Here is a 12083-nt window from a genome sequence, read left to right as displayed (position 1 = left end):
TCCGTGCGGATCTCGACCCAGCCCGCTATCTCGAGCGCAATCAGTGCCTCGCGCACCGACGAGCGGCCAACGCCGAGCTGCTTCGCGAGTTCGCGCTCCGCTGGTAAGGCCACTCCTTGTGCGAATGTGCCGTCCTTGATCAGCCCGGTCAGCAGCGTCGAAATCTTCTGGTACAAGCGCTCCGCTTTGAGATTCGGCAGGTCCATCACGTCACTCCATCAATTGAATTGCGCGCTCAAAAGCGAGTCGCTATACTGCCTCGGCGGTCGAGTGGCCTGACCACCTGACCGCCTGACCAACGCACCGTCCGCGAGCATAGCATTTCGAGTGTTCACGTTGCATTCCTGGAAGACCAGACATGAAGATGACATTTCGGTGGTTCGGCCCCGACGATCCGGTGACGCTTGCCTATATCCGCCAGATCCCCGGCATGTACGGCATTGTTTCCGCCATCTACGACGTGCCCGTGGGCGAGACCTGGCCGCTCGCGAAGATCACCGGGTTGCGTGACACCGTTCGTGCTGCGGGTCTGGCGCTCGACGTGATCGAAAGCGTGCCGGTGCACGAGGACATCAAGCTCGGCAAGCCATCGCGCGACGCATTGATAGCGAATTACGCGCAGACGCTGCGCCATCTCGGCGCGGCCGGCATCAAGGTCGTCTGCTACAACTTCATGCCGGTGTTCGACTGGACCCGGACCACGCTCGAAAAGCGTCTGCCCGATGGCTCGACCACGCTTGCTTTCGACGTCGATACAGTCGCGAACATCAATCCCGATGATGGCATCCAGTTGCCCGGCTGGGATACGAGCTACGACGGGGGCCAGCTGCGCGCGCTGCTGGCCGAATACGCCTCGTGCGACGAAGCCCGTCTCTGGGAAAATCTCGAATACTTCTTGCAGCGCATCATTCCGGTGGCGGAAGAGGCGGGAATCCGGATGGCGATCCATCCCGATGATCCGCCGCGGCCCATCTTTGGCCTGCCGCGCATCGTCAAGAATCGGGAAGACCTGGAGCGCGTGCTCGCTATTGTCGATAGTCCCGCGAACGCGCTCACGTTATGCTCGGGCTCGCTTGGCGCGGACACCGCCAACGACGTCGCCGCGATGGTCCGGGAATTCACGGCGCGCGGCCGCATTCCGTTCGCGCACATGCGCAACGTCAAGGTGAACGACAAGGGCGACTTCCACGAGACGGCGCATCGTTCAGCGGATGGTTCGCTCGACATGGCGGCGATCATGCAGGCTTATAGTGATGCCGATTACACCGGGTATATCCGCCCGGACCACGGCCGCATGATCTGGGGCGAGACGGGCAAGCCGGGTTACGGCCTCTACGACCGGGCGCTCGGCGCGGTTTATCTGAACGGACTGTGGGAAGGCACTCGCCGAGCGAAGGGAGTGGCTTAGCAGAAACACGCAAGACCGCAGCGCATGACGCACGCAGCATCAAAATCAAAAACGCTGTGATAACAGGAGACAAAATCGATGATCGGTTCAGGAAAACAGCGGTTCGGCGCGGTTGCGCTGGCGGTCGCGTCCGTTGCGACGTGCATGGGCTCGGCGGCGCACGCGCAAGTGGCGACCGGCGATACATCGCAGAAAAAGATTGCGCTGTCCAACAGCTTCGCGGGCAACGCCTGGCGGCAGTCGATGCTCAAGAGCTGGGGCGCGGTATCGACGGCGGCGGTGCAGGACAAGAAGGTTGCCGCCGCGCCGGCCTTCACCACCGCTGAGAACCAGGTCACCGAACAAGCCCAGCAGGTTCAGAACCTGATTCTCCAGGGCTATAACGCGATCGTGATCGACGCGGTCTCGCCCACCGCGCTCAACGGAACCATCAAGAAAGCGTGCGCGGCCGGCGTGGTCGTGGTGTCGTTCGATGGCATTGTCGATGAACCTTGCGCTTATCGTGTCAACTTCGATTTCAAGGGCTGGGGTGAAGCGGGTGTCGACTATCTCGCGAAGCGGCTTAACGGCAAGGGCAATATCCTGGAAGTGCGGGGTGTGGCGGGTATATCCGTGGATAACCTCATGCACGAAGGCGTGCTCGCGGGACTGAAGAAGTATCCGGGGTTGAAGCTGGTCGGATCTGTGAACGGCGACTGGACACAATCCGTCGCGCAGAAAGCCGTGGCCGGCATTCTGCCTACACTGCCGCAAGTCGATGGCGTGGCGACCGAAGGTGAGATGTCGTTCGGTATTGCGCAGGCTTTCAAGGCCGCCAACCGTCCGGTTCCAGCGATGATCATCGGCAGCACGTATGCAGAGCTCAACTGGTGGAACGAACAGTCGAAAAACGGCTACCAGTCGCGTTCGCTGTCCAATCCGCCGGGCGCCGTATCGTTTGCATTCTGGGTGGCGCAGCAGGTGCTGGCCGGCAAGAAGATCCCGAAGGACGTGACCATCAACGTGCCGCTTCTCGAGATCTCCCAGGAACAGTTGCAGGCGAAGCTGCAGGCGACACCGCAAGGCGGCATCAGCGACGTGACCTACACGTTGCCGCAGACCGTCGCGCTGCTCGACAAGAAGTAAGCTGAACGCGCCTGCCTGCGGCGGGCGCGTCATGTCGTAACCAGACACGCGGAGCATGTGAATGGGCGAAATAAAAATGGCAGAGACAGGCGGCCAGGCACTGATCCGCTTTCACGGAATCAGCAAGACATTTGGCCGCGTTCGCGCGCTGACCGACATCGATTTCAGCTTCTTGCAGGGCGAATGCGTGGGGATAGCGGGGCATAACGGCGCCGGGAAATCCACGCTCATGGCCGTGCTTGCCGGCGTATTCGAGCCGACGCAAGGGAAGATCGAAGTCGATGGCGCGCCATCGCCGCGCTACGACGCCAACGTCGCGCGCCACGCGGGCGTGCGCTGCGTGTTCCAGGAGTTGTCGCTGTGCGCGAACCTGAGCATTGCGGAGAACATGTGCATCGTGCATCCGCAATTGCGTGGGCGAGGCTGGCGGCGTCAGGCGACTGCGCTCATGCGCGAGAAGCTCGAAGAAATCTTTCCCGGCAACGGTCTGATCGGCACAGAGCTCGTGTCCGATCTCACCCTGACGCAACGGCAGATGGTCGAGATTGCACGCGCCTTTACCGTCACCGACGCCCCGGTGCGCCTCGTGATTCTCGACGAACCCACGTCCTCGCTCGACGCACACACCGCCGAACAGTTGCTCGCCTTCGTGCGCAAGGCGGCGGAGCGCGGCATCACGTGCCTGCTGATCACCCATATGCTCGGCGAAATACAGCGGGTTGCAGACCGCGTGATGGTGATGCGCGACGGCAGTATCGTGAGCGTGCTCGGGCGTGAGAATCTCAGCCGCGAAACGATCATCACCGCCATGGGCCAGCACCTCGAAGCCGATAAGACGCCCGACGCCTTGCGCGCACGCGTAGAACGCGCGGCCGGTCCGCAATATCAGTGGACGCTCGGCTCCGGACGCCGCACGAAGATCGATGCGTCGCACGGCGAGGTGATTGGTTTTGCCGGGCTCGCGGGGCAGGGACAGACTGAAGCGCTGCTTGCCATCTACGAAGCGGCGACGAGCCGCGGAGCGGGCCGCGCAAAGGTGGCGTTCGTGGCCGGCGATCGAGGACGCGACGGCATATTCCCCGTTTGGTCGATCGCGCAGAATCTCGATTTGCGCTGGCTGAGCGGCGGCACGGCAACGGGAACCAGACGCCGGCCGGGTTTCGGGCTGGTCGACTTTGCCGCCGCTCGCGCGGTCGTGGAAGCGTGGCGCGTGAAGATCGGTATCCGGGGCGCATCCATGAACGCCGGCATTCTCTCGCTCTCCGGCGGCAACCAGCAAAAGGTGCTGTTCGCACGGGCGCTGGCGTCGGATGCCGACCTGATCCTGATGGACGATCCCACCCGGGGTGTCGATGTCGGCACCAAGCGCGACATCTACCAGCTCGTACGCGACGAAGCCGCGAAAGGCCGTACCTTCATCTGGTACACGACCGAGAACGAAGAACTGTCGCATTGCGACCGGACCTACGTGTTTCGCTCGGCATCCGTCACACGCGTGCTCCATGCCGACGAATGCACGGAAGAAGCGCTGCTGGCCGCCAGTTTCGAGGAGCAAGCCGCATGACGTTTGCGATCACCCAGGCGCGATTGCGCGCGCTGCTGCCGGCCATTTCGCTGGTCGCCGTGCTCGTGCCCATCCTGTTCCTGCAGCCGGCCACGCTGAGCTACTTCGGTTCGAGCCTGCTGCTGAACCTTGCCGTACCGATCGTTCTTGCGACGCTCGCGCAACTCGCGATCATCACGGTCAACGACCTGGATTTGTCGATAGGACCCTTCGTAAGTCTCGTCGCCTGCATCGGCGCGACGTTGCTGGTCAAGCAGCCATGGCTCGGCGTGCTGGCCCTGGCCGGCTGCGTGCTGGCTTATGCCGCGGTCGGCGCGTTGATCGAGTTGCGGCAGATTCCGTCGATCGTGGTGACGCTCGGGCTGGCGTTCGTCTGGAGCGGCCTTGCGATCGTGCTGCTGCCGTCGCCGGGCGGCACGAGCCCTGAGTGGATCGGCGCGGCGATGAACTACCAGACGCCGTGGATTGCGGCGCCCATCGTCTGGTCGGCGTTGATTGCGTTGATCGGACATCTGTTGCTGATGCGTTCGTCGGCGGGCGTGCGCATTCGTGGCGCAGGGGGCAATCCACGCGCAATGCGCCGGTTTGGCTGGTCGCTCGTGCGCAGCAAGGCGACGCTCTACGGCATTGCGGGTTTCTTCGGCGTGTTGTCTGGCTTGTCGCTCCTGGGCCTGACCACTTCCGCCGATGCCAATCTCGCCTTGCGATACACGCTGTTGTCCATAGCGGCTGTGATCCTCGGCGGCGGCGAATTCGTCGGCGGCCGCGTGTCGGTGGTCGGCGCGGTGCTGGGTGCCATCACGCTGACGCTTGCCGCATCATTCCTCGCATTCCTGAACATCTCCTCGGACTGGCAGGTCGGCATGCAGGGCGCGATCCTGATCGTGGTGCTGTCGCTGCGTGTGCTGCTGCAACGCGGAGACCGCCAATGAGCCTGCAAACACCCAGCGAAGCGCATAACGACAAGGAAACGCCGTCGGCTTCGACGGCGAACGCCAGACTGCTGACTCGCCTCAAAGGCATCCAGGCGCCCTGGGTGTGGTCGTTCGCGGGCGCGATCCTCGTCTGGTTCGCGATCGTCACCATCTTCGGCTTCTCGATTGCAAGCAACGTCGCGCAGACGGCGCTGATCTACGGCGTGTTCATGGTGCTGGTCGGCCTCGGGCAGATGCTTGTCATTACCTCTGGTGTGGGCAACATCGACTTGTCAGTGCCATCGACCATCGCGCTTGCGGGCGTCGTCAGCATGCATGTCATGAACGGATCGAACAACCAGATTGCGCTTGGTCTGGCGGCGGTGGTCGGCGTGGGGATTGCCGTCGGGCTTGCCAACTACGCGCTGATCCGGCTGCTGCGTATTCCGCCGATCATCGCAACGTTGTCATCGAGCTTCATCATCCAGTCGCTCGCGATCACGCAAGGCCGACAGCTTCCGCCACCTCCCGCGGCGCTCGGCGCGTTTGCAAATGGTCGCTTCGCGCATGTTCCGTATATCGCGCTGGCGGCGCTGGTGTTGTCGCTTTTGCTTGGCGTGCTGCTGCATCGTTCCAACTACGGACGAAGGTTGTCTGCGATCGGGCAGAACTCACGCGCAGCCTGGCTCGCCGGTGTCGATGTGCATTGGACACGTTGCATTGCGTACGTGTTGTCATCGGTGATCGCGGCGTTCACGGCGCTGCTGCTTGCGGCGGTGTCCGGCGGCGCGTCGCTCGACATGGGCGTGGAGTACATGCTGATATCGATCGCCGTGGTCGTGATCGGCGGCACGCTCGTGACGGGCGGAAAACCGACGATCGCCGGCGTGTGGGGCGCGTCGATGTTCCTGTTCCTCACGAACGCAGTACTCAACGCGGTCGGCGCGGACGCGGGTGTCCGGTCGATCGTGTATGGAGTACTGATCATTGCCGTGACGGTCGCGGCGGGCGGCAAGGCGCTGCGCTAAGCGAACATTTCAATAAGGGACACGCAGATGAAACCTGGCGAGCTTGAAGTACACGACCCGCGCTTTCGCACACTGGTCCAGCTCAACGCGCCGCTACAAAAGCTGACCAGCGAGTGCCTATGGGCCGAAGGGCCCGTGTATTTTCCGGCGACCGATTTGCTGATCTGGAGCGACATCCCGAACAATCGCATGATGCGATGGGCGCCGGGCATGGGCGTAGGGGTTTATCGCTCGAATTCGAACTACAGCAATGGCAATACACGTGACCGGGAAGGGCGGCTCGTGACCTGCGAACACGGCGGCCGTCAGGTCTCGCGCACGGAACACGATGGCAGCGTCGTGGTTCTCGCATCGCATTTCGAAGGCAAGCGGCTCAATTCGCCGAACGATGTGGTCGTGGATTCGCGCGGCGCGATCTGGTTTACGGACCCCGACTACGGGATCATGAGCGACTACGAAGGGTTCCGCGCGCCGAGCGATATTGGACGATGCAATGTCTACTGCATCTCCCCGGACGATGGCCACGTGCGGCTTGCCACCGATGATTTCGTCAAGCCCAACGGACTCGCGTTTTCGCCCGACGAGTCACGTCTGTACATAGCCGACTCCGGCGCGTCCCACGATGAGAACGGTCCACGCCACATCCGCGTCTTCGATGTCGCGAGTGACGGCGCATTGCGCAACGGAAGCATTTTCGTATCGATGGAAACCGGTGTGCCCGACGGCTTGAGAACCGACGAGCACGGCAATGTCTGGACCAGCGCGGACGACGGGGTGCATTGCTACGCGCCGGATGGCACCTTGCTCGGCAAGATCCTGATTCCCGAGGTCGTGGCGAACCTGACGTTTGGCGGCTTGCACAAGAACCGCTTGTTCATTACTGCGACTTCATCCGTTTATGCGCTGCATGTAAGCGTTCGGGGCGCTGCACGCTAAGCCTGCATGAAGTCAGCGCCGGCCCGTCAAAGCCGGCGCTGCCCGTTCACTACTTCCCGTCCACGACAGCCACCACTTCCTCGCGCGTGTATTCCTTGTTCGCAAGCGATCCTGGCGGCGTCTTTGCCAGCACGGCGTCAAGCTCTTCAGGCTTCACTTCGAGCACTGGCATGCGGATGTCATGCGGCATTTTCTTGCCGGCCAGCAATTGCTGCGTGACCCAGAACGCAAACGTGGATGCCCCCGGCGGAATGGTGACGGACATCGTCTCGTAGCCGGTCTTCTTCTGTTCGGCCCACCACGCGAGTTCTTCCTGACGGTTGCCGAGGATGATGATCGGTGTCGGCCTGCCTGCGGCCTTCAGCGCCTGTGCCGTACCGAAGCCATCCCCGCCTTGCGTGAGCACGCCGTCGATTTGCGGCAAGGTAGGCAGGATGCCGGCGACCTGTTTTTGAGCGACGGTTTGTGTCCAGTCGCCATGTACCGAACCGACTATTTTCAGGTTCGGATATTTCTTCAGCTCGTCCACCATGCCGCGGTGAATTTCATCATCGACCGAGACGCCGGCGAGCCCGCGAATCTCGAGCAGGTTGCCCTTGCCGTTCAGACGCTTGGCCAAGTAGTCCACTTGCATCTTGCCCATGCCCTGGAAGTCGACGGCGATCCGGTATGCGCAAGGCTCGGTAGCGATGCCATCGAAGGACACGACCGTCACGCCCACCGCGCATGCCTGCTTGATCACGCCGTTGAGCGCGGTAGGCGAGACGGCATCGACCGCGATCGCCTTGAAGCCCTGGAGGATCAGGTTCTGGATCTGCTGGACTTGTTCGGTTGCCTGACTTTCGGCCGTGGTGAAGGTGGGGGCGGCCGCGACGACCTTTTGCTTGACCGCTGCGTCTGCGACGTTGGACCAGCTCTTGAGCATCATCTGACGCCAACTGTTGCCCGCATAGTTGTTCGATAACGCGATTTTTTGCGCGGATGTATCGCCCGTTGCCACTTGCGCCGATGCCGGCGACACTGCCGAGAATGCGAACGCCGCAAAAACCGCACCGCTGAGAACCCTCCAAGCTGGTCTGCCTGATTGCACGTGCTGTCTCCTATCGTTAGTGATGTGATTCGAGCGCGCCAATGGTTCGAGCTGCGCTCGCCACCGTGTCATTTTGCCGGAATTGAGTGCACAGCAGTGGCTTGTTGCAGGGCAATCGCTGATCTTTCAACGCGTGTTCGCCTGCACGACCGTATCCTAAGAAAACAACGGACGTTCATTACCGGAAAATTTTTGGCGCTGGCAACATTTCCCCTTCACCAACACCTGGAGAAACCTATGTTCGAGGACGTGAGCGTACGACGCATCGGCGCCCATGAAGCAATGTCCTGTGTGGAAGCATTGGCCGACGTGCTGATCGATTGCGTGGAAGGGGGCGCCTCGGTCAGTTTCATGCTGCCGCTGTCGCGCGAGAAGGCCGTTGCATTTTGGCGCAGCGTGGGCGAAGCCGTAGTGCGCGCAGAGCGAGCGCTGCTCGTCGCAGAAGATCGCGAGGGACGCATTCTCGGCACCGTGCAACTCATCATGGCGCAGCCGGACAACCAGCCGCATCGCGCGGATATTGCCAAGATGCTGGTGCATCGCATGGGTCGCCGCAGAGGCATTGCGCAACAGCTCATGACGGCTGTCGAAGAAACCGCGCGTGAGGAAGGCAAGTCGGTGCTCGTGCTCGATACGGTCACCGGCGGCGATGCCGAGCGGCTCTACGCGCGGGCAGGCTGGCAGCGCGTTGGCGTTGTGCCGAAGTACGCGCTGATGCCGGACGGCGCGTTTTGCAGCACGACCTTCTATTACAAGCACGTTTGAGCGAAGGGGCTCATTCGTCTCAACCGCCAGTCACCGACTGCCCATCCATCCCCGCTTTCTCCGCCAGCCAGGCCCGGAACGTCTTGACCTTCTCGACGTTCCTGTCGCTCGTCCTGAACGATACAAAATGCGTCTCGCGCATGAACGGCTTGAAGTACCCGGCGCCGAACTCCACCAGTTCTCCACGCGCAAATTCGCGCTCGGCGAGGCGCGTGGTTTCGAGCGCCATGCCCATGCCATCGACCGCTGCGGAAATCGCCAGCGCACCGCGATCGAACGATGGCCGCGGCTTGTTCGGAAACTCCATGCCGTTGAGCACGAACCAGTCGCGCCACGTGACCCGGCTCAATTGTGAATCGATCAGCGTAAAAGCCCTGGCCTGCTCCTCGAGCGATACGTCGTCGCGCAACATGGCGGGCGAGCACATCGGAACAATGCGTTCGGCCCCGAGCGCATCGACCTGCAATCCCGGACGCTCGATCGCCGCGCCGTAGGAGATCGCGACATCGACTTCATGCAGACGTGTGAGGTCCACCGGCTCCGCGCCCGATGACAGCCTGATCGTGATGTCCGTGTGCGCCTGCATGAACATGGGCAAGCGCGGACCCAGCCATTTCACAGCAAGGCTCGGTGCGCAATGCACGGCGAGCACCTGCGCCTGGGGCGCGAGCGCAACTTCGCTGCAGGCGTTTTCAATGACATCGAACACGCGGCCGAGGCTGTCGAACAGACGCCGTCCTTCCGCCGTCGTCTCGACCCGGCGGTTTCGCCGGTGAAACAGCGGCACGCCGAAATAGGCTTCCAGTTCCTTCACCTGATGGCTGATGGCCGATTGCGTGAGATGCAATTCCTCTGCAGCAAGCGTGAAGCTTTCAAGCCGTGCCGCTGCTTCGAACGCGCGCAGCAGCACGAAATTGGGGATGCGTCGCATGCCTGGGCGTCTCCGTTTTTGTAATGGTTTTCATCGATACATGAATGGGGTTCATCTTTGTATGAACAGTCATCGTTTGTCAACAACTGCTGCAAAGCCGACAGTAGAACCCTGTAAAGCAACTTGATGATTCAACAGGAGAAAGCAAATGGCGGCAGTCATGGAAGCGGGTTCGGAAGTCGTGGAAAAGATCGTGAAGGACGGCAAGGTATCGATCTATCAGCCGGAACAAGAGGGTCTGATCTTCCCGGACTTGCCCGTGTTTTCGGACCCGGCGGCGCATCGGCAACATTTGAAGGAGCGACTTGTCGGCGCATGCAGGGCATTCGCGCTGCAGGGCTTCGACTATGGGTTCGCCGGGCATCTGACGGTGCGCGATCCGGAAAATCCAGGCCTGTACTGGACCAATCCGATGGCCATCCACTTCTCGCAAGTGAAGGTCTCGAACCTGATCTGCGCGGACCATGAAGGGCGCGTGGTGGAGGGCAATCATGCGATCAACCGCGCTGGCTTCGTCCTGCACGCAGCGGTGCACGAGATGCATCAGGACATCGTGGCAATGTGCCATGCGCACACGGTCTACGGCACGGCCTACGCCTCTCTCGGCAAGAAGCTCGAGCCGATCACGCAGGACGCGGCTGCGTTCTTCGAGGACCACGTCGTGATCGGCGATGAAGCCGGACAAGTCGCGGTGGAGAAAAAGGCGGGCCACAAGGTGGCAAATGCGTTCAAGGGCGTGAAGGCGGCGATTCACCAGAACCACGGTTTGCTGACGGCAAGCCGGCACAGCATAGAAGCTGCGGCCTTCTGGTTTATCGCGCTGGAACGCTGCTGCCAGCAGCAGCTTCTGATCGATGCAACCGGCATCACGCCGAAGCTCGTCACGCCGGACCGGGCGCGCTATAGCCGCGAACACGTGGGCAGCGAGTACATCGGCTGGCTGCATTTCCAGACGATCTGGAACGACCTCGTGGCAACCCAGCCGGACATGTTCGACTGACCCGTATCAAGCTTCAGCACAAGAAGTGCAGGACGACACGGCCACGTAGAACGGCCGGCGTCCCGCTCCAATCCGCCCCCAGGAGACAAGCATGATTCCCGCCAGTACGGTTTCCCTCAGCAAACGCGACGAAGCCGCCACGTTTGCGAAGATCACGTGGCGACTATTGCCATTCCTGTTTCTCTGCTATCTCTGCGCGTATCTGGACCGCATCAACGTTGCCTTTGCAAAACTGCAGATGCTCAAGGACCTGAATTTCAGCGACGCCGTCTACGGCGCCGGTGCGGGTGTTTTCTTCGTGGGTTATCTGCTGTTCGAGGTGCCGAGCAATCTGCTCTTGCTTCGCGTCGGCGCGCGGCGATGGATCGCACGGATCATGATCACGTGGGGCATCATCTCGGCGGGCATGATGTTCGTGACCACGCCCATGAGCTTCTACATCATGCGCTTTCTGCTGGGCGTGGCTGAAGCAGGGTTCATTCCGGCCATCCTGTTCTATCTGACCTACTGGTTTCCGGCATCGCGGCGCAGCAAGGTGACCGCGCTGTTCATGACCGGCATTCCGATGTCCGGCGTTGTCGGCGGTCCGCTTTCGGGCTGGATCATGACTCACATGGGCGGCGTCCACGCTCTTGCAGGCTGGCAATGGCTGTTCGTTCTCGAAGGCATCCCCACGGCCTTGCTTGGGCTCATCGCGCTCTTCTATCTCAACGATAAAGTCAGCGACGCCCGCTGGCTCAGCGCGCCGCAACGCGCATTTCTGGAACGCGCGCTCAATGAAGAACGCTCGCCTGATCTGCTGCATTCGGTGAAAGACGGCCTAATGCATCCGAAGGTCCTGCTGCTGAGCCTGATCTACTTCTTCTTCACGATGGGCCTCTACGGCGTGAGCTTCTGGTTGCCCACGCTGATCAAGGCGAGCGGCGTGCAGAACACGCTGGATATCGGATTGTTGAGCGCCATCCCCTATGCCGCGGCAGCAATCGCGATGGTGCTGGTCAGCCATTCATCCGACCTGCGCGGCGAGCGCCGCTGGCATCTTGCTTTGCCGGGGATCATCGGTGCGGCAGGTTTGTACTTCAGCGTGTCCTACGCCCATTCCACGCCGATCGCGATGGTCGCGCTGACCATCGGGACCATGGGCGTCATGACCACGATCTCGCAATTCTGGGTACTGCCGCCGGCCATCCTCAGTGGTGCGGCAGGTTTGTACTTCAGCGTGTCCTACGCCCATTCCACGCCGATCGCGATGGTCGCGCTGACCATCGGGACCATGGGCGTCATGACCACGATCTCGCAATTCTGGGTACTGCCGCCGGCCA

General features: G+C 61.6%; 12 protein-coding genes. 9 read left to right on the top strand and 3 right to left on the bottom strand.

The window, feature by feature from the left end; translation table 11 throughout:
• A partial coding sequence (locus ACRXB1_RS18325; RefSeq protein ID WP_449492790.1) for a FadR/GntR family transcriptional regulator occupies positions 1 to 206 on the bottom strand: 206 nt, incomplete at its 3' end.
• Positions 207 to 358: 152 nt separating this feature from the next.
• Between ACRXB1_RS18325 and uxuA the strand changes: the two genes are divergently transcribed.
• The 6 genes from uxuA (at position 359) to ACRXB1_RS18295 (ending at position 6975) form a co-directional block, all read left to right on the top strand.
• On the top strand, positions 359 to 1408 hold the full coding sequence (uxuA, locus tag ACRXB1_RS18320; protein WP_449492789.1) for a mannonate dehydratase: 1050 nt from the start codon (positions 359 to 361) through the stop codon (positions 1406 to 1408).
• Between the two features lie 78 nt (positions 1409 to 1486).
• Complete coding sequence (locus ACRXB1_RS18315; RefSeq protein ID WP_449492788.1) at positions 1487 to 2533, top strand: substrate-binding domain-containing protein; 1047 nt, start codon at positions 1487 to 1489, stop codon at positions 2531 to 2533.
• Between the two features lie 61 nt (positions 2534 to 2594).
• Positions 2595 to 4097, top strand: coding sequence for a sugar ABC transporter ATP-binding protein (locus ACRXB1_RS18310; RefSeq protein WP_449492787.1), 1503 nt, complete (start codon positions 2595 to 2597; stop codon positions 4095 to 4097).
• Entirely contained in the window at positions 4094 to 5029 is a 936-nt protein-coding gene (locus tag ACRXB1_RS18305; RefSeq protein ID WP_062001669.1) for an ABC transporter permease, read from the top strand. The genes ACRXB1_RS18310 and ACRXB1_RS18305 overlap by 4 nt, the downstream gene beginning before the upstream one ends.
• Positions 5026 to 6039 (top strand): ABC transporter permease, encoded by a 1014-nt coding sequence (locus ACRXB1_RS18300; protein ID WP_449492786.1) that lies wholly within the window; start codon positions 5026 to 5028, stop codon positions 6037 to 6039. The genes ACRXB1_RS18305 and ACRXB1_RS18300 overlap by 4 nt, the downstream gene beginning before the upstream one ends.
• Before the next feature lie 27 nt (positions 6040 to 6066).
• Entirely contained in the window at positions 6067 to 6975 is a 909-nt protein-coding gene (locus tag ACRXB1_RS18295) for an SMP-30/gluconolactonase/LRE family protein (protein WP_449492785.1), read from the top strand.
• 49 nt (positions 6976 to 7024) lie between these two features.
• Here ACRXB1_RS18295 and ACRXB1_RS18290 read toward each other — a convergent pair whose 3' ends face one another.
• On the bottom strand, positions 7025 to 7996 hold the full coding sequence (locus ACRXB1_RS18290; RefSeq protein WP_449492791.1) for a substrate-binding domain-containing protein: 972 nt from the start codon (positions 7994 to 7996) through the stop codon (positions 7025 to 7027).
• Positions 7997 to 8302: 306 nt separating this feature from the next.
• On the opposite strand from ACRXB1_RS18290, the gene ACRXB1_RS18285 reads away from it, so the two are divergent.
• A complete protein-coding gene (locus ACRXB1_RS18285; RefSeq protein ID WP_075357422.1) occupies positions 8303 to 8830 on the top strand; it encodes a GNAT family N-acetyltransferase in 528 nt (175 codons plus the stop codon).
• A 19-nt stretch (positions 8831 to 8849) separates the two neighbouring features.
• Here the strand turns inward: ACRXB1_RS18285 and ACRXB1_RS18280 are convergent, their stop codons facing one another.
• Complete coding sequence (locus tag ACRXB1_RS18280; protein ID WP_449492784.1) at positions 8850 to 9761, bottom strand: LysR substrate-binding domain-containing protein; 912 nt, start codon at positions 9759 to 9761, stop codon at positions 8850 to 8852.
• A 148-nt stretch (positions 9762 to 9909) separates the two neighbouring features.
• Here ACRXB1_RS18280 and ACRXB1_RS18275 point away from each other — a divergent pair, with 148 nt between their 5' ends.
• Positions 9910 to 10761, top strand: a complete 852-nt coding sequence (locus ACRXB1_RS18275; protein WP_062001675.1) for a class II aldolase/adducin family protein — start codon at positions 9910 to 9912, stop codon at positions 10759 to 10761.
• A gap of 91 nt (positions 10762 to 10852) precedes the next feature.
• The coding region (locus tag ACRXB1_RS18270) for an MFS transporter (RefSeq protein ID WP_449492783.1) at positions 10853 to 12083 on the top strand (1231 nt) is incomplete at its 3' end.

This window comes from Caballeronia sp. M23-90, assembly GCF_053574605.1.
This window is presented reverse-complemented; position numbering and strand designations above follow the sequence as displayed.